The sequence below is a fragment of the Lactiplantibacillus sp. 3062 genome, from assembly GCF_055413545.1.
Window position 1 is genome coordinate 320,735 of record NZ_JBVAYE010000001.1, and the last position, 17,980, is coordinate 338,714.

General features: G+C 43.7%; 16 protein-coding genes. 1 reads left to right on the forward strand and 15 read right to left on the reverse strand.

The annotated features are described in order from the left end of the window. Nucleotides 1-115 precede the first annotated feature (115 nt). The 14 genes from ACWQAU_RS01445 to dhaK all read right to left on the reverse strand — a co-directional run bounded on the left by ACWQAU_RS01445 (nucleotide 116) and on the right by dhaK (nucleotide 16,158). Entirely contained in the window at nucleotides 116-2,386 is a 2,271-nt protein-coding gene (locus ACWQAU_RS01445; RefSeq protein ID WP_003641776.1) for a glycoside hydrolase family 65 protein, read from the reverse strand. Nucleotides 2,387-2,412: 26 nt separating this feature from the next. Next, a complete protein-coding gene (locus tag ACWQAU_RS01450) occupies nucleotides 2,413-3,519 on the reverse strand; it encodes an ABC transporter ATP-binding protein (RefSeq protein ID WP_003641775.1) in 1,107 nt (368 codons plus the stop codon). Nucleotides 3,520-3,620: 101 nt separating this feature from the next. Further along, on the reverse strand, nucleotides 3,621-4,943 hold the full coding sequence (locus tag ACWQAU_RS01455; protein ID WP_015825044.1) for an alpha-amylase family glycosyl hydrolase: 1,323 nt from the start codon (nucleotides 4,941-4,943) through the stop codon (nucleotides 3,621-3,623). A gap of 33 nt (nucleotides 4,944-4,976) precedes the next feature. Then, entirely contained in the window at nucleotides 4,977-5,807 is an 831-nt protein-coding gene (locus tag ACWQAU_RS01460; protein ID WP_003643678.1) for a DUF1189 domain-containing protein, read from the reverse strand. 27 nt (nucleotides 5,808-5,834) lie between these two features. Further along, entirely contained in the window at nucleotides 5,835-6,719 is an 885-nt protein-coding gene (locus tag ACWQAU_RS01465; protein WP_003641772.1) for a sugar ABC transporter permease, read from the reverse strand. A 4-nt stretch (nucleotides 6,720-6,723) separates the two neighbouring features. Further along, a complete protein-coding gene (locus tag ACWQAU_RS01470; RefSeq protein ID WP_003641771.1) occupies nucleotides 6,724-8,013 on the reverse strand; it encodes a carbohydrate ABC transporter permease in 1,290 nt (429 codons plus the stop codon). A 109-nt stretch (nucleotides 8,014-8,122) separates the two neighbouring features. Next, complete coding sequence (locus ACWQAU_RS01475; RefSeq protein ID WP_003646348.1) at nucleotides 8,123-9,376, reverse strand: extracellular solute-binding protein; 1,254 nt, start codon at nucleotides 9,374-9,376, stop codon at nucleotides 8,123-8,125. A 255-nt stretch (nucleotides 9,377-9,631) separates the two neighbouring features. Further along, nucleotides 9,632-11,305 (reverse strand): alpha-glucosidase, encoded by a 1,674-nt coding sequence (locus ACWQAU_RS01480; RefSeq protein ID WP_027821568.1) that lies wholly within the window; start codon nucleotides 11,303-11,305, stop codon nucleotides 9,632-9,634. Nucleotides 11,306-11,321: 16 nt separating this feature from the next. Beyond that, nucleotides 11,322-12,284, reverse strand: coding sequence for a LacI family DNA-binding transcriptional regulator (locus tag ACWQAU_RS01485; protein WP_003641768.1), 963 nt, complete (start codon nucleotides 12,282-12,284; stop codon nucleotides 11,322-11,324). A 23-nt stretch (nucleotides 12,285-12,307) separates the two neighbouring features. After that, nucleotides 12,308-13,327 carry a LacI family DNA-binding transcriptional regulator gene (locus ACWQAU_RS01490; RefSeq protein ID WP_027821569.1) on the reverse strand — a complete coding sequence of 340 codons (1,020 nt, stop codon included), beginning with the start codon at nucleotides 13,325-13,327 and terminating at the stop codon, nucleotides 12,308-12,310. A 150-nt stretch (nucleotides 13,328-13,477) separates the two neighbouring features. After that, complete coding sequence (locus ACWQAU_RS01495; protein WP_003641766.1) at nucleotides 13,478-14,185, reverse strand: MIP/aquaporin family protein; 708 nt, start codon at nucleotides 14,183-14,185, stop codon at nucleotides 13,478-13,480. Between the two features lie 14 nt (nucleotides 14,186-14,199). After that, nucleotides 14,200-14,568: a dihydroxyacetone kinase phosphoryl donor subunit DhaM gene (gene dhaM, locus ACWQAU_RS01500; protein ID WP_003641765.1), complete on the reverse strand. Its 369-nt coding sequence runs from the start codon at nucleotides 14,566-14,568 to the stop codon at nucleotides 14,200-14,202. Continuing rightward, entirely contained in the window at nucleotides 14,565-15,146 is a 582-nt protein-coding gene (gene dhaL, locus ACWQAU_RS01505; RefSeq protein ID WP_027821570.1) for a dihydroxyacetone kinase subunit DhaL, read from the reverse strand. The genes dhaM and dhaL overlap by 4 nt, the downstream gene beginning before the upstream one ends. 13 nt (nucleotides 15,147-15,159) lie before the next feature. Next, on the reverse strand, nucleotides 15,160-16,158 hold the full coding sequence (gene dhaK, locus ACWQAU_RS01510; protein ID WP_015379658.1) for a dihydroxyacetone kinase subunit DhaK: 999 nt from the start codon (nucleotides 16,156-16,158) through the stop codon (nucleotides 15,160-15,162). Between the two features lie 161 nt (nucleotides 16,159-16,319). Here dhaK and dhaQ point away from each other — a divergent pair, with 161 nt between their 5' ends. Then, on the forward strand, nucleotides 16,320-17,309 hold the full coding sequence (gene dhaQ / locus ACWQAU_RS01515; RefSeq protein ID WP_027821571.1) for a DhaKLM operon coactivator DhaQ: 990 nt from the start codon (nucleotides 16,320-16,322) through the stop codon (nucleotides 17,307-17,309). Here the strand turns inward: dhaQ and dhaS are convergent. Continuing rightward, entirely contained in the window at nucleotides 17,306-17,824 is a 519-nt protein-coding gene (gene dhaS, locus ACWQAU_RS01520) for a dihydroxyacetone kinase transcriptional activator DhaS (protein WP_003646343.1), read from the reverse strand. The genes dhaQ and dhaS overlap by 4 nt on opposite strands. Nucleotides 17,825-17,980: the final 156 nt, after the last annotated feature.

The window sequence follows — 17,980 nt, forward strand, 5'->3', positions numbered from 1 at the left end:
CGTATCAGCTGATACGGACCGATTTAGAAGTTAGGTTGGAATGAATTGAGCTCATTCTTAGGTTGGAAACTTGATTGTGGCCAGGTACGGTCAGACCACAATCAAGCGTTCATATTTACTTAGTTGTTACGGTGCTAGCGACCTCGATAGCTTGCCCATTAAGTTCGATAGTCAGTGGTTCCCCACTAACCAGTTCAACGGTCGTACCCTGTTGATCGACATCCACTTTAATCAAGCGACCGCGGAAGTTAACGTGGAATTGATAATGGGTCCACGCTTTAGGCACAAACGGTGCAAAGGCTAAGGTATCATCCTTAACTCGCATACCAGCAAAGCCTTGAACGATTGCGAGCCATGAACCGGTCATCGACGTAATATGCAAGCCGTCGACCGTATCATTATTATAATTATCAAGATCAAGACGGGCTGTCCGTTCATACATTTCCACGGCCTTATCCTCATAATGCAAGTCCGCTGCTAGAATGGCATGGACGGCTGGTGAAAGACTGGATTCATGGACGGTCAACGGTTCATAGAAATCAAAGTTACGTTTCTTCTGTTCCGCCGTGAATTTATCCATGAAGTAATAGATTCCTTGCAAGACATCCGCCTGCTTGATATACGGTGACCGTAGAATATGATCCCATGACCAGTGTTGATTGATTGGCCGTTGATCAGCAGGAATACTTGAAACTGGCTTGACGTCCTTATCAAGGAAGCCATCTTGTTGAACGAAGATTCCCAATTTTTCATCATACGGGAAGTACATCCGGTCAACAATATCTTGCCACTTTGCAAGCTCAGCATCCGTGATTTGAAGTGCTGCACGCTTAGCGGCATCCACTTTCTTCAAACTCGCTAACGTGTATTCTAACGTCCAGCGCGCCATAAAGTTCGTATACCAATTGTTATTCACGTTGTTTTCATACTCATTAGGACCAGTGACACCGTGAATCATATACTGTTGTTTCCGTTCTGAGAAGTGGACCCGATCAGCCCAAAAACGTGAAATCCCCGTCAAAACGTCGATTCCTTTAGTCTTCAAGTAGATCTCATCACCGGTATAACGTGTGTAATTGAAGATGGCATACGCAATAGACCCATTTCGATGAATCTCTTCGAACGTAATCTCCCATTCGTTATGGCACTCAATTCCGTTGAAGGTCACCATCGGGTACAAGGCACCAGCCAAGCCCTGCATTTTAGCATTATGGAAAGCTCCAGCAAGCTGATTATACCGGTATTCCAGTAAGTTCTCCGTTACTTCTGGTTTCGCCAATGAAAGGTAGAACGGTACTCCGAACGCTTCGGTATCCCAATACGTCGCACCACCATACTTTTCACCAGTAAAGCCTTTTGGCCCCAGGTTCAGGCGCTTATCTTCGCCATAGTAGGTCGAGAATAACTGGAATAAGTTGAAGCGAATGCCTTGTTGTGCCGCATCGTCACCGTCAATCAACACGTCAGATAACTGCCAGCGTTTAGCCCAACCATCAACATGGGCCTGCCGTAAGTCCTCATATGACTGTGTGCTGACCGTTTCACTTAATTCGGCTAAGCCAGTCCGCATCGCCGCCATATCCGCGTAATCCCGTGAAGTCACCACGAGGACTCGTTTTTCAAAATTCTTGGTTTCATCCGGTGCTAACGTTCCCCGGAAGATATTTGTAACTGCCTTTTCGGTTTCTGGGGCGTTAATACCTCGAAAAGCCGTTTCATGAAGCATCTGCATGCCGAGCGTAAAGCGCGGTGTTCCGAAGTTATTCGGCTTCGTTTCTGCAAACATGCTGCCACCAGTAATCGCATGACTCTTGTCTAGCACTTGCCAGAACTGCTCATCATAGTTCGCATCTTCATTGAAGACGTCCGCATCAATTTGCGAAATAAATCCAATTTGGACCGGTTCCGCACCCAAATTGTGAACACTATAGTGCACATCAAATAACTCTTTTTGTGCAACGCTGACGAACCGATCAATCATGAATTGGACGCGCTTTTCACCCTTGGTAATAATAAATGAACGCCGTAAAATTCCCGTATGCATATCAAGATCCAACGTAAAGTCACTGACTGTGTCCTTCGCCAAATCAACTTGATCACCATCAATCGTGATATTGACTTTGATGAAATTGACCGAATTGATCACCTTACCGAAATAATCGGGATAACCGTTCTTCCACCAGCCGACCCGGGTTTTATCGGGATACCAGACCCCACCGATATAAATCCCTTTGAGGGTATCGTTAGAATAGTGCTCTTCAAACATTCCCCGCATACCCATGTAGCCGTTACCAATACTGGTCATGCTTTCCTGCAATCGCTTATCCGTCGGTACGAGTTCATGACTAATGACGTGCCACGGATCTACTTCAAAAATACGTTTCATTGTTGTTGCTCCTCCGTCGTTCGAAATTACCGAATAACATCTTTAGTTTCAGAATCAAAGAAGTGGGCCTTCGACATTTCAAAAGCAACTTCCACATTCTCACCCGGGTTATGATAATCACGTGCATCCACTTGGGCAGTAAATTTAGATTTGCCAGCTGTACAATATAACATGCTTTCGGCACCTAAGAATTCAGAAACGACGACCTTCGTCTTAACAATTGAATCTGACATCGCTTCAAGCGCAATTTGCTCAGCATGAATGTCCTCTGGTCGGATACCCACAATCATCTTTTTCTGGTCATAGCCTTGAGCCTTTAAAACTTTCAATTGACCTTCCGGGACAGCTACGTCGAGTCCCTCACCATCAGTTACCCGACCATCATGTAAGGTGGCATTGAAGAAGTTCATTGAAGGTGATCCCATGAAGCCAGCCACAAATTGATTAACCGGTTCGTTATACAATTCGTGCGGTGTCCCAACTTGCATGATCTTACCGTCATTCATAATGACGATCCGATCAGCCATCGTCATCGCTTCAATTTGATCATGGGTGACATAGATCATGTTGGTCTTCAAGCGTTGATGCATTTGAGCAATCGTAGTCCGCATATCGACCCGTAGCTTAGCATCCAAGTTAGATAACGGTTCGTCCAATAGGAACGTCCCCGCGTCCCGGACGATGGCCCGTCCTAAAGCAACCCGTTGCCGTTGACCACCAGATAAATTGGCTGGTTTCCGTTGTAGATAATCGGTTAAGCCCAATTGCTCAGCAGCGTTATCCACTCGCTTTTTGATTTCAGTATTACTGTAAGTTTTCCGAATCTTCAATCCAAAGGCCATATTGTCAAAGACTGACATGTTCGGGTATAGTGCATAAGTTTGGAAAACCATCGCGATATCACGATTTTTTGGTTCCACGTCATTCATGACTTGACCGTTCATCTTGAAGTCACCCTTAGTGATGTCTTCCAAGCCAGCAATCATCCGTAATGTCGTTGACTTACCACAGCCAGATGGGCCAATGAAGAAGATGAACTCCCCATCTTTAATATCAAGATTCATATCGGTAACTGAATATTTATCGTTACCCTCATATTTTTTGTAAATGTGATCGAGATTCATTTCAACCATCGAAATCCACTCCCTTGTTTTCTCACTTCTAAACTACTATTACACGTGCAATCGCCCGCAAACGGTTGCTTTTTGATCGATTACTCAAAGCTATTAATCAGCTAATTGGACTGGTCAGCAACTTTAGTTACCGCCGTATTAGTGGCATATTTAATTAATACTGGTTGACCATCAACTGTCAGCTTGCCATCCACAACTTCAGTAGGACCATCTGTTAACAGATTTTGATAGCTACCAGCTGCTAGCTTAGTCGCAACTGCTGTGACCTGACCTTTTAACGGAATCCAGGCTGTTAACGCTTCGCCAGCCGCACGGTAAGTAATCTTAACGATACCTTCTTCTACGACTGCCAATTGGTAGTCCGCAGCACGCAGTAATGGTAGTTGCTTAATAGTCACTAGCTTTTGAATCAGTGATGTCACGTCCCCATGACGATCTGCAACCATGGTGTCCCGATCGAACAATGATGGTTGGTGTTCGGCCAAAAATTCTTGCCCGTTATAGATTAACGGAATACCACGTTGCATGAAGATCCAGGTCAAGTTATTAACGGCTTCAGCTTTGCTGTGCATCAAGCTCATCATGCGTGCATTATCATGATTTTCCAAGAAGCGCATCTTGACATAATTACTAGGGAAAGTGGCATCTTGGCGTTGTAACAAGTCAACATACCGTTCGACCGTACTGCGTCCTTGCCAGTAATCTTTAAAATCACCGAAGACGTCGTAATCGTATGTCATATCAAAAGCTTGATAAAGTTCACTGTCAGACAGACCCGTGTAGCCTTGTGACCGCAGTTCCTCAATAAAACCACTGCCGGCTGACTCCGCTAACCATAACGTTTCCGGGTACTTCGCATTAACCTGTTTCCGCGCTTCAAGCCAGAAATCAAGTGGCACTAATGGCGCAACATCACAACGGTAACCGTCCACAAACTGGCTCCAATACAAGAGTGTGTCGATTTGATACTGCCACAACTCATGGTGACCATAGTCTAAGTCTTTAACGTCACTCCAGTCGCCGACCTTATTCGTCAACTGACCATCCGCGTCGTGATAAAACCACTCTGGATGTTCGGTTGCTAAGACTGAATCAGGCGAAGTGTGATTATAGACAATGTCTAACATCACTTTCATTCCTAATTCATGCGCCCTATCCGTGAGTGCTTTAAAGTCAGCTAAAGTCCCGTATTCCGGATTGATCCCACGGTAGTCCTTGATTGCATATGGCGAACCAAGTGTCCCCTTACGGTTGACCTCACCGATCGGATTGATTGGCAGTAGCCACAAAATATCGGTTCCTAAATCCTTAATTCGTTGTAAGTCAGCAGTTACGCCAGCAAAATTACCAGCTTCTGAGTAGTTTCTAACAAAGACTGAGTAAATCATCTCATTGCGTAATTGCGTTTGCGTATCGCGTGCCATTAATCTTCCTCATTTCTATGCTTACTAATTGACCTAAAGCAACATGGTTTGGTCAACTTCCGGATCTTTGAATTTTGTTTTCAGATATACCCACAACACAACGAAGGCCAAGCTGAGGGACTGCACGGTCAATTCGATAGTGACATCAAAATGAATTAAGCCAATCACCATCGCTAACAGACTCCCAATCCCCATCATCATCAACGTTAAGTTAACGCCTTCGCGGAAATTCCGAATATGCGTGATCTTATTATGTCGTGACAAGAATAAGAAGAACGCCGCCCCATTTACGAGGATCAGGTTGACCCCCACAATAATTAATCCAAGTGCCATGAGCATAAATAGACCAATCATCACTTTATTGCTTTGATACCAAGAATTAACCAGAAACGCATGAGCGTTTGTCTTTAAGTTATGGCCTGGCACATACTTGGCTTTAAATTCACTACCGACCGATTTCACTTGAAACGTACTAGCATGTAAATTAATGACATTCTTGCGTCCTGCCATATCATCGTTCGTGAGATCGAAGCCTGCAACATTATCCTTAGTTTTAATAATGATTTGATGTTTGACATCCTTGAACCGCTGATCACGGTAGTTCGCAGTTTTCATTGCCGTTTGCATCTGATCACTGGCCATCATTTTATCAATGTGTGGTAAAAATGGTGACAGATTAAAATTCGTTTGGTGATTATAGTAAAACGGAATCGGCATGACCATTACCGCGGTCAAAAAGATAAATAAAACAATAATCTGTAACCAATTAAACTGATCACGGTTGGCAAACATTCTTCGAGGTGAGAAAAGGCTGCCAAAAAACCGGACCGGAAAGGCGGTTGTTTTGTTTTTCGTACTCTGCATCTAATTTCACCCCTACTAATATTTGAGTTAACCCTTGCTGCCACCAGCGAGCAATCCTGAAACGAAGAACCGCTGTAAGTAGAAGAACAAGGCAGCAATTGGTAACGCGACTAAGATTGCCCCCGCTGAGAAGAGCACAACTTGTTGATTTTGAGCGTTATTAATGAATGTCTGGAGCCCTACGGCAACCGTATAATGTGATTCAGACGTCAATAAGAACTTCGCCATCAGGTAATCTTGAACTGGTGACATGAAGGCCCATAACGCTTGAACCGCAATCATTGGTTTAACTAATGGTAAGACAATTGACCAGAAAATCTTGAAATTACCAGCACCATCCAACTTAGCTGATTCATCCAAATCATACGGAACATTGTCAAAGTAACCTTTCATCAGCCAAGTGTTCTGTGGGATCCCACCACCAATGTAAATTGCGGTCAAGAACCAGTAATGGTCCAAAGCGTTCAACATGTTAGCTAAGACGTAGTAAGCAGTCAAAGCGGCCATGGTTGGTACCATTTGAATTACGATGAAAAACGTTAGACTGAACTTTTTACCAGCAAAACGGTAACGACTATAAACATAGCCGGCTAACGTCACAACGATGACTTGAATGACCATACATGAGACTGAAATAATCATGGTATTCAAATACCAGCTACCATACAGGGTTTGCGTAAATAAGTTCTTAAAGTTAACCAACGTCCACTTACCACCAAAATCAAGGACGAAGGCTTGCACGTTAGCATCCTTAAACGCCGTGATGAATGTGATCAAAACGGGATAAATAATAATAATTCCGAGAATGACCATATACAGATACGTAAAGAATTCTTTCCAGAAACGGTGCCGACGCGCGCTATTTTGCTTTGAATTGGCATTCTTAGGTGCCACTGCTTGTGCATTATCCATAACACTAGTCCCCCATTTCAAACGCGTGGGTCTTCTTGAAGACAATCAATGAGATCCCGATAACTAAGACGGAAATAATCAACGTAACGGCCGCGGCCAATGAATACTGTGGTGACGTCCCCGTTGTTAACTTGTAGATCCATGAGATCAGGATATCCGTCCCACCGGCGTTAGCACCGACATCACCAGGGCCACCTTGGTTAAACAGATAGATCATCGAGAAGTTATTGAAGTTAAACGTATACTGCGTCACAAAGATTGGCGCTGCAATAGCAAAAATCGTTGGCAACGTAATCTTGTTGAACTTTTGCATTACTGTCGCACCATCTAGCGTTGCGGCTTCGTAGAGATCTTCTGGAATCGCTTGCAGTATACCAGTAATCATAACGTAAATGTACGGGAATCCTAACCAACCTTGAATCATAATAATAGCAACTTTAGTCCAGAACGTATCCGTCATCCAGTGGATCGGCGCAATGTGAGCAAATGGAACTAACGTATTCCATAAGCCGATGACCTGCACATTGATCGCACCAGCTGAATCATTAAAAATGTTTGAAAAACTCATAATTGATACAAACGCTGGAATCGCCCAAGGAAGCAAGAAAATCACTCCGAAGAAGCGCTTACCTTTGATGAAGTTTTGATTAGCAATTACTGCGGTGGCAATCCCAATAATAATTTGTAACGTGGTTGCACATACGGTCCAAATAACGGTCCAACCAAAAACAGCGTTGAAGGTTGCCCGGTAACTACTCAAGAAGAACATTGATGTGAAGTTTTTGAACCCAATCCAATCCAATAACATAGCTGGTGGAATATGCGCAAAATCATAGTTCGTAAAAGCCATCAGTAGTGTAACCAATACTGGGAACACAATCGTAAAAACCATTAAAATATAGGCCGGTGTGGTTAATAAATAAGCAAAGCCACCATCTACTAAACTCGCACCTAACTCTTTAAACGTATGGGAGACCTTTTTACCATTATTAATTAACTGTGCAACGTGTTTCGCATCGTAAAGGTTTGCAATATAAAATACGATAAACACAATTGTCAATAGAATCTGCAACGTCCCATAGATCATCATGAACAAAGAGTTGTCTTCCATTGAGACTGAACCCAATGTGACTAAATTGGCAAATGCGCTAAAGCCCCCGAAGATGAACTCAGCAATAAATGCCAATAGAATAATAATGAAGCCAACACCTTTTATGGTCTGACCGTTATACAGCTGACCGAGCCCGGGAATAATTGACAGGCGTTGCGCTTTCTTTACATCCTTGACTTGCATGTCGCCCGCACCCCTTTCCTAAATAAATTCTAAATATCGTGCATTTTTCCTTTTAAAAAGGCTGAGACAAAACGAATTTTGTTTCAGCCCCCTTAAATTACAATTTTAATTACTTATCATACTTTTGTGAGATATTAGTTAAGATCGTCTTTTGCGCTTTATTAGCAGCTTGCTTTGGTGTCATCTTGCCGCTAGCAGCATTGGTAACCATCGTTTGTGCTGGTGTCCAAACTTCTGACATTTGTGGTAAGTTGATCAAAGGAACATCCTTGTCGTATTGCTTTGAAACGGCCGTAGCCATGTCATCGCCAGTACTTACAGCTTCCTTACGAGCAGCTGTGTTTGCTGGAATTTCACTAGCAGACTTGTAAAGCTTGTTTTGGTTAGTCTTGTTAGAGATGAAGTCTAACCAAGCTTGTGCAGCAGTCTTATGCTTAGAGTAGTTTGAGATTGCCCAAGCTTTACCACCGGCAAACGCTTGATAATCTTTGCCGTTATTCAACTTAGGTAAAACAGCAACACCATAATCGATATTAGACTTCTTGTAAGTTGCAGCCATCCAAGGGCCATCAATAACAGCAGCAGTCTTATTAGACGTAAATTGTGAGGTCACAAAGTTTTCGTTAGAAGTGACATTTTGCATCCCACTTGGCCAGTACTTCGTAAACCACTTCGTCATGTAAGTTAAACCTTCAACGGCGCCAGAATTGTTCAAGCCCATCTTCTTGGCGTTCGTATTGCCATCAGCAAAGACGTAACCACCATAACCTTTGATGACACCAAAGGCATTGTAGAAGTTTGTCCATTGAGTCAAGAAGGCAACTGACTTAGTCTTATCATTAGCGTAAGCATACTTCTTGTCAGAAGCTAACTTTTCAAGTTCCTTGAAGTTCTTAGGTGCAGTCTTGATTAGCTTCTTGTTGTAGTACAGAACGTCAGATTCGATCGTTACAGGCGCTGCATAAACCTTATTCTTATAAGTAACAGATTTCTTCCCCGTTGCGTTGTAACGACCACTGGTCAACTTGACTGTTGATAGTTGACCTTGTGACGCCATTTGACCAACCCGGTCGTATGGTGCCATTAAAACATCAGGACCCTTGCCGGAAGGACCATCCAGCTTCAAAGCATCGTCTTCATCAAGCATGGCCTTGTATGAAACCTTAACCTTAACGTTGTACTTCTTTTCAAACTTTGGAATCACCGATTTCATGTATGACTTATATGAAGGATCCGCTGAAACCTTTAACGTCTTGTCCATCTTTGAACTACTAGATGAAGATTTACTATTACCACAACCTACGAGCGTGAGTGCTAAACCAGTGGCTAGGACACCCATCCCCAACTTTTTCCAAGTACTCATAGTGCTTCCTCCTTGCGAAGTATCTTAATTCATTTACCATAATTTATTATGCAACTGTGCAAACGCTTTCGCAAGCGTTTTCGTAATGTTAACGTTAACAGAATCATACCAAAAATAAATCCTAACGCTTAAAAACGTTAGGATTTATTGGTCCATCAACCTTTATACCAATTTATATAAAGATTGATAAGTTAATTAAAATACATCACATGATTTATATATACCAATTTTAGGATAATCATGCACTCACATTGCTTATGCCGATTTAACGACTAAGCTACTCCAAGCTGGTAACGTCACTTGGCGTCCCCTATATGTTGCACCACCCTGTACAAGCAACACTTTACCACCAACAAACGGCAACAGATACGTTTGCGCTTGCGCACTTAAATTACAAACTATCGCTGCTTGTTTTTGACCATCATCAATGAGGTAGGTAAAGAGTTGTTCAGCACTTCCGAGCATAATGAACTGACCATTAGTAAAGGGTGCGCACTGCTTTAGCTGCAGCAACTGTTGATAATAGTGATAAATACTGTCGGGGTCAGCGATTTCTGCTTGCGCATTCATGTCATCAGTATCACCATGTTTCCATGGTAAGTGGTCAGAGAAACCATGATAAACCGTATTGTCCCATTGCATGGGGCCGCGCCCCGCCATTTTATGAGTTTGATTCAACATCCGCATGATTTCCACCTTAGACTTACCAGCGGCTTGAGCGCTCGCAACAAAGGTGGGTACCGTCTGGTCTTCAAAGTCCGCAATATCATGATAACGGATATTTGTTAATCCTAATTCTTCCCCATAATAAATAATGGGAATGCCACGCTGCAAATACAGGGCCGTCGCTAACGCCTTGGCACTTGCTTGCGGATAATCAGGATCACCGTAACGCGTGGCGACCCGAGCCATATCATGATTATTCCAGTAAAGTGTTGGTAGACTGGTGTCTGCTAAAGCCGCTTGAATACCGACCGTATTTTGCTTATAGGCCGTCACATCCATCGGTCGGGGCTGAAATGTGTCGGAGAAGCTCGGATCATCCTGGGTATTGTCGTCCGCAAAAGTTCTGAACGTAATCACTTGATTACACTCATCCGTACCTGGTGTCGTATAGTCGACCATCAAATGGGGGTCAGCGGATGACGCTTCACCGACGACGTACGTATCCGGGTGCTTAGCTTTGATTGCGGCGACAAAGTCGTGTAAGTACTGATGCACTTTCGGTAAGTGGGCATAAAACATATCGCTAATGATGGGTGTCGAATCACCAGTCCGATTTGGATAAGTTTGGCGAAAATCTGCTTTAGCCAGATGAATAAACGCATCTAACCGGAGACCATCAATCCCCTTTTCAACCCAAAACTCAGCAACATCACGCATCGCCTGTTGCACTGCCGGATTCTTCCAATTGAGGTCCGGCATCCGTTTATCAAACAAGTGGAAATAATACTGTGAGCCGCCTGCCGGATCCTTCGCCCAAACACTGCCACCGAAAAACGAACCCCAGTTGTTTGGGCGCCCACCATCGGCTGCGGGATCTTGCCATAAGTAGTAGTCCCGATACTTACTCTGTGGATCAGCGAGAGCTTGCTTGAACCATGGATGCTGATCTGAAGTATGATTCAAGACAAAGTCAAAGATAAGATACATGCCGTGCTCATGAACTGTTTTAATGAGCGTCTCAACGTCCATCATGGTCCCTAAGCTCGAATCAACTTGGTAGTAATCCGAAACATCGTAGCCATTATCAACCTGGGGTGACTGATAAATTGGGTTTAACCATATCGTGGTAATCCCAAGTTGCTTCAAATAGGGAATCTTCGCGGTAATTCCCGGAATATCACCAATGCCATCGTGATTACTATCGTTAAAACTCTTAGGATATATTTGATAAATCGTTTGTTGATCATACCAATGCTTGCTCATCTATCCAGACTCCTCTTTAACGGGTCGATTCAGCCACCGACAACCGTGAATTAATGATGATTTTTTCTTGATCATGCCGCCCGCGAGAACGATCAGTATGGTTGATATTAGCCAATAATAGCCGTGCAGCAGCTCGTCCCATTGCTTCAAGCGGTTGCTTCATCGTTGTCAACCGTTTGGCTGCAATCTGATTTAATAACACGCCATCAAAACCGATAATGCCATATTCTATGGGAACGCGACCACCTTGATTAATAATTGCCGTTTCAACGCCGATCGCCAACCGATCACTTGCACAAATAAACGCCGTATTACGTGGAAAACCAGACCAATGGCTCTTCACATACGCAGTTGCAACGTGTGAATGATTGGCTAATCGAATAATCTGAGCGCTAATATGATGTGTCGTGACGTACTCTCGAAAACCTCGTTCACGATCTAGCTCAAACGGTTCGGCAATAGCGATACCAATAAAGACAAGATGCGTATAGCCCTGTTCCGCGGCATAACGTGTACTTTCCCAGACCGCCTGATAATTATTAGTATCAACGTAGTCGTATCCCTGACGATTGCTACCAACAAAGACGACTGGCTGATTAAGACGTTCGACCCATGCGTAATCGGCTTGCCGAATACCAGTCAAAATATAGCCATCACATTCGCCAACCTCATAGCTATTGCGCGTCGCAATCTGCAAGGCGTATTGATGTTGATTCAATTCATTCGCAATCCCCGCGAGCAACATCATGTAATAGGGTTCCGTCGTGTCCATGTCTTCAAAAATCGTTAATTTTACAACCCGGGTTCTCCGCCCTACTAGCGCTCGCGCTGCCGCATTCGGATGATAGTCTAGCTGTGTCATCACATTTAAAATCATCTCTCGAAGCTCAGGACGAACCTGTTCCGGATGATTAATGACTCGTGAAACTGTCATTTTTGAGACATTAGCTTTTTTCGCGACATCGTTTAGCGTTATCATAATCAAAATACCCCCCTAACTTACTACTGTAAGGACTTGATTTGGTGGACGGAATGGCGTTTAACAATTTGATGAGGCACAATTACTGCCGTTGATAATTCATCAGCAGGATGGTCAGCCATCGCAATCTTGGCCGCTTCTTCACCTAAACGCTGTGGAAAGACCGCAATCGATGTCAGCATCGGGTGCGCTAAATCAGAAAAAATGGAGTTATTAAAACCAATCAGTGAGAATTGTTTAACTTTCCAGTTCGGATCATTATGGAGAACCTGTTGTAATTTCAACGCCAACATATCATCTACGGCCACAAACCCGGTAACATCTGGATACTGTTCAAAAAACTTATGTAGTGTTTTAACACCCGCCGCATGAGTCTCAAACCGTTCTTCCAACATAATATTTGGTAACTGATTTTGCATCATTACACGTTGATAGCCAAGCATCCGATCACTTTGCACCATCCGTGATAAATCCGAATACAAAAACCCAATGCGCCGGTGTCCATGATCAATTAGATATTGGGCTGCATCCGTTCCGGCTTGGATATTATCATTATCAACATACGATGTTTTATTGACGTCTTGGTAAGGTTTACCAATCACAACGTATTGGACATCAAATTGCTTCAAGCGCTCAACAACTGGGTCATTTTTTTCAGAATACAGTAAAATAAAAGTTTTGATATGGCCTTGTGCAATCATGACATCAATATCATGCACCAGTTCATCACTTGAAATCCCCGTTGCTAGCGTTGTCATTGCGCCATTCTTACTACAAACTTCATTGATACCCCGAATCATCTCTAAGAAAAATGGGTTAGAAAAGATTTCGTGATGATCTACTGGTAGTACCACCCCGATTGTATTACTAGCCTTAGTTGCTAAATTCTGCGCATTAAAATCCGGCGCGTAATTTAACTCCCGCGCCGCTTTAATGACCTTGTCACGTGTTGGCTTACTGATAATCTTGCTACCATGCATTGCACGTGACGCTGTTGAAGGCGAAACACCTGCGCGCTGGGCAACATCTTTGATCGTTGCCATCATGATCCCCCCGATCTATTTGAATCCATCTCATTAAATATAAAACGTTTTCATCGTTATTGCAAGCGATTGCATAAACTTGCATTATTTATTTAATTATACTTTATAACAAAAAACTGTGCCCAACAAAATCGGCACAGTTGTGAGTATTTAACTAATAATTGTTTCCAGACCAGCTGCCAAAATACCACCAAGCAATGGACCAAACATTGGAACCCAGGCATAACCCCAATTAGCCAACCCTTTATTAGGAACCGGGAGAATCGTGTAGGCTAATCGTGGTGCCCAATCACGCGCCGGATTAATCGCAAAGCCTGTGGTTCCACCCAAGGTCTGACCAACGACAACAATGAGCAGCCCCACCATCAATGGCTTTAATCCCTGGGTAAAGTTACCGAGATTCAACAACACGAAGATAAAGAAGAAGGTCGCAATCGTTTCGCTTAGAAAATTAAATACCGGGTTACTGATGGCTGGACCAGTTGCAAAAATGCCAACTTGATTGCCATCTGCCGCCGTTTTGGCAGCTTGAAAGTGTGGGTAGTACTGAATAATAACGATTACCGCGCCGATAAAGGCCCCTAAGAACTGGCCTAATAAGTACGGCCAAACGTTAGCCATTGGCAAATAACCGAATAACGCAAAACCAACTGTCACCGCTGGATTTAGATGACCATCCGAACCAAATTGTCCGGCAACATAGACCCCAAACGTAACGGCTAGGCCCCACGCCAAGCAAATAAACGTCCAATTCTGATGGCGTGCATAATTACCCTTTAAATTCATGGCGGCACCACTACCAACCCCAAATACAATTAACACCATGGTACCTAAAAATTCACCTAAAAAACCGTGCATGTTTCGTCACCATCCTACTTGATTTTTAATGGCGCTAATTGAGCTTCGACATCCGCAAGTGGCACAGCCGCCTGTAATAGCGATGCGGCCGTGTAGGCACTCTCAATGAGTGCCGTATCATATAAATGGACCGTTTTATCACTCATTTCAATGGCCATTTCCAGATTCATTTTGGCACTACCAAGATCATAAAAGGCCAAGAGTTCATCCGCATGATTTGCATCAAACGCTTGTGTAATTTTGGTCAGGCTGGTTCCGACTTGATTGTCATCCGTACCACCAGCAATCGTAATCGAAACGTCCTGGGCAACTTGCCCTAACAAACGCTGAATACCTGCGGCAATTTCTGGGACGTGTGAAACAACTACAATTCCTAAACTCATAAGATTCCCTCCGTATCCAGTAACGTTGTAAATAAATAACCACTCGAGACAGCACCTGGATCAAGGTGTCCCACTGAACGTTCACCTAGATAGGATGCTCGCCCTTTTTTAGCCACCATCGGTTCGGTGCTAGCAACTGCATCATCGATAACATCCTGCGTCAATTCGCCCGCTTGGACCGCCTGAACAACCGGCGCCCACACATCAATCAGCGTCTTATCGCCGGTTGTCGCGCCACCCCGCTTTTCAATCCCAGCTAATGCAGCGGCCAACAATCCACCTAAATCGCTATCAATCTTACTTTGCTTTGCCATTTCTAAGAAAGCTGTTCCGTACAATGGTCCAGAAGCACCACCGACTTTGCTAATCAATGCCATCGCCGTTGCTTGAAATAGTTTAGTTATGTCTGCTGGTTGCGTGGCAAGTGCTGCCTTAACTGCTGCTAGGCCCCGAGCCATATTACCCCCATGGTCACCATCGCCAATCGGCGTATCTAATTCACTTAGGTAACTTTGGTGTTGTTCAATCTGGTCAGCAAACTTATTCAGCCATACTGTTGTGTTCTCAATTGTTAACATTCTCAATTCCTCCTTATGACCACGCGATTGTTTTGACCGGGTACTGTAAGTAATCTAGCCATTGAGATTCAGCAACATCGAATATCGTCAGTGAAATACCGGCCATATCAATCGAAGTCATATAATTACCAACCTTCATAAAGGCCGGTTGAATGTGCCGTGTTGCCAGTTCATCCAACAAGTCATGGCAAAAGACATACTGATCCATCAATGGCGTCGCTCCCATACCATTAACCAAGAACGCATACTGATGATCTGACTGTAGGTGTAATTCATCATCTAATTTACCTAGCAATTCCTGAACAAGTTGTTTGGATGGCTTGATTTTTTCGCGCCGATAACCTGGTTCGCTATGGATTCCGACGCCAAACTCGATTTCATCATCTGCCAATTCAAAGCCAGGTTTGCCGACTTCCGGCACCGTCGCTGCGGATAATGCGACCGCAATCGTTTTAATCCGTGGTAAAACATGCGTTGCTAAACTTTCTAAATCATCCAAATCAGCGCCTTGATCCGCGGCCGCCCCAAGTATCTTATGCATAAAGATAGTGCCGGCAACCCCGCGACGACCCTGAGTATATAAACTATCCTTAACAGCAATGTCATCATCAACGACAATCGATTTAACTTGAATATCATCTAATTCAGCCATATCTTTCGCCATATCGAAATTCATGACATCACCAGAATAATTCTTCACGACTAAGAAAACGCCCTTACCTTGATCGACAGCCTTAATTGCCGCATAAATTTGGTCTGGCGTCGGTGAGGTGAAAACCTGTCCTGCCACGGCAGCGCTGAGCATGCCAGGACCAACAAAGCCGGCGTGGGCGGGCTCATGACCACTCCCGCCACCACTAACAATTCCAACTTTTCCCCGCATTGAATCTTGATCACTACGAACCATTGCTTCGGTATCCGGTAATTTAGTTAAATATTGAGGATAGGCACGTACTAACCCATCAACCATTTCGTCGACGACATTCTTGGGATCATTAATTATTTTTTTCATTTTTGTTGTCCTTCCTTTCTCGAATTAACAAGTTAATTGTAAATGAATCCGCTTTCAAAAATAATGGACAGTTTTGTTATTTTGTCCGCCAGCTTCCGACAAGCATAGTCATTCGAATGCGTTATAATAAAATCAAACTAACAATATAAGAAGGTGTTCCCATGCAAATCATTAATGAACCTCAAAATGCCCTGAGTCAAGCAACTCAGGGCATTCAATGGGCCTATCCAAATTTAACATGGGTACCAAATACATTCGGATGTTACGACAGCAACTTTCAAGATGATCAGATTCCGTTAATTGCTGGTGGGGGCAGCGGTCACGATCCGGCACACTGGGGTTATGTTGGGCCTGGTATGTTAACTGCCGCAATCATGGGAACGGTTTTTCAACCCCCTACATCTCAAGAAATCGTTAAAGTCACAAAACAGGTGACATGCCAGCGTCGCGTTTTTTTCATTGTTAAAAATTTTCCAGCAGATGTTAGTGCGTTTACGGCTGCTCAACAACAACTGCAAAAGGAACATTGGCAAACTGGTCTATGTATTGTGGCAGACGATATTTCCGTGGATCATGAATCTTTAAAACAGCGCCGACGAGGAGTTGCTGGCACGATTTTAGTGCATAAAATTCTTGGTGCCGCTGCAGCTCAGGGGGCCTCTATCGCTGAATTGACCCACATCGCTGCCGCCCTAGTGCCAAACATTCACACGATTGGGGTTGCTGCTAGCGGTGCCCGCATTCCAGGACAGTCAACGGCATCGTTTAACTTGAATCCTGGTGAAATTTATTACGGTATCGGTATTCACGGGGAACCCGGTTATCGGCGTGAACCTTTTCAATCGTCAGAACGACTCGCACAGGAATTAATTAGTAAATTACGTCTCAACTTTAAGTGGCATGCTGACGACCATTACGCCGTTTTCGTTAACTCCCTCGGTGGGACAACGCCCATGGAACTCATGGTGTTCAATAATGATGTTCACGAATTACTCACCTTAGCCGCACTAACAATCGACTTCAACAAAGTGGGAACTTTTTTAACTGCTAACGGGATGCATGGGTTGTCATTAACCTTACTCAGCCTAGCCGACCCTGACTGGTTAACTGCTCTAAACCGACCCGTCAAAACTGCTGCTTGGCCTAACTAGTTCAAAATTTCGAGTGTCATTTCGATGGCCGCAATAGCGTGCTGAGAAAGCACCTCATAATCTTCAGGATGATTCGCAACGATATTATGCGTTAACGATTGTGCGATTCCCAAGCACAGCAACCAAATTAGGGCCGACGTTTCTGTTGTATTGGCGTGCGTTAGTTCAGTCAATAACGTGGCTAAGTGGTTACCGACAAGTGCCGTCACGTCAATTTCATGCTGCGTGTTAATACATTCTGCATAAAATTGACGATTCGCATCTAACTCGTAACAAACTAGTTTAATAATGTCGATCCAAGGCAAATAATTCAGATTATGTTCAACCGTTTCAGTCAGGGTGTCATCAATAAACCAGGTTAATAATTCATATTTATCTTGAAAATAATCATAAAATGTTTGCCGTCTAAAATCGGCGGTGCTCATAATTGCCGTCACGGAAGTTCGGCTAAAGCCCCTCACTAGGACGACGTCATGAAAGGCTTGTGCAATTTTCTTTTTTGTAATGTATGCCATTCAAACGCCTCCATACTGCCTTTTATCAACATTGTAGCGATAACTGCAACCCATGTCCAACGGAAGCCATATTCCGGATTAATTGACCACTAGGAGAAACGCTACATAACGTCATAGCGTTTCTCCTAGTGATATTTTTATATTACTTATAACCAA

What these genes read in the sequence shown, in the direction of transcription:
- ACWQAU_RS01445 (WP_003641776.1), bottom strand. Translation starts at nt 2,386, where the DNA reads ATGAAACGTATTTTTGAAGTAGATCCGTGGCACGTCATTAGTCATGAA.
- ACWQAU_RS01450 (WP_003641775.1), bottom strand. Translation starts at nt 3,519, where the DNA reads ATGGTTGAAATGAATCTCGATCACATTTACAAAAAATATGAGGGTAAC.
- ACWQAU_RS01455 (WP_015825044.1), bottom strand. Translation starts at nt 4,943, where the DNA reads ATGGCACGCGATACGCAAACGCAATTACGCAATGAGATGATTTACTCA.
- ACWQAU_RS01460 (WP_003643678.1), bottom strand. Translation starts at nt 5,807, where the DNA reads ATGCAGAGTACGAAAAACAAAACAACCGCCTTTCCGGTCCGGTTTTTT.
- ACWQAU_RS01465 (WP_003641772.1), bottom strand. Translation starts at nt 6,719, where the DNA reads ATGGATAATGCACAAGCAGTGGCACCTAAGAATGCCAATTCAAAGCAA.
- ACWQAU_RS01470 (WP_003641771.1), bottom strand. Translation starts at nt 8,013, where the DNA reads ATGCAAGTCAAGGATGTAAAGAAAGCGCAACGCCTGTCAATTATTCCC.
- ACWQAU_RS01475 (WP_003646348.1), bottom strand. Translation starts at nt 9,376, where the DNA reads ATGAGTACTTGGAAAAAGTTGGGGATGGGTGTCCTAGCCACTGGTTTA.
- ACWQAU_RS01480 (WP_027821568.1), bottom strand. Translation starts at nt 11,305, where the DNA reads ATGAGCAAGCATTGGTATGATCAACAAACGATTTATCAAATATATCCT.
- ACWQAU_RS01485 (WP_003641768.1), bottom strand. Translation starts at nt 12,284, where the DNA reads ATGATAACGCTAAACGATGTCGCGAAAAAAGCTAATGTCTCAAAAATG.
- ACWQAU_RS01490 (WP_027821569.1), bottom strand. Translation starts at nt 13,327, where the DNA reads ATGGCAACGATCAAAGATGTTGCCCAGCGCGCAGGTGTTTCGCCTTCA.
- ACWQAU_RS01495 (WP_003641766.1), bottom strand. Translation starts at nt 14,185, where the DNA reads ATGCACGGTTTTTTAGGTGAATTTTTAGGTACCATGGTGTTAATTGTA.
- dhaM (WP_003641765.1), bottom strand. Translation starts at nt 14,568, where the DNA reads ATGAGTTTAGGAATTGTAGTTGTTTCACACGTCCCAGAAATTGCCGCA.
- dhaL (WP_027821570.1), bottom strand. Translation starts at nt 15,146, where the DNA reads ATGTTAACAATTGAGAACACAACAGTATGGCTGAATAAGTTTGCTGAC.
- dhaK (WP_015379658.1), bottom strand. Translation starts at nt 16,158, where the DNA reads ATGAAAAAAATAATTAATGATCCCAAGAATGTCGTCGACGAAATGGTT.
- dhaQ (WP_027821571.1), top strand. Translation starts at nt 16,320, where the DNA reads ATGCAAATCATTAATGAACCTCAAAATGCCCTGAGTCAAGCAACTCAG.
- dhaS (WP_003646343.1), bottom strand. Translation starts at nt 17,824, where the DNA reads ATGGCATACATTACAAAAAAGAAAATTGCACAAGCCTTTCATGACGTC.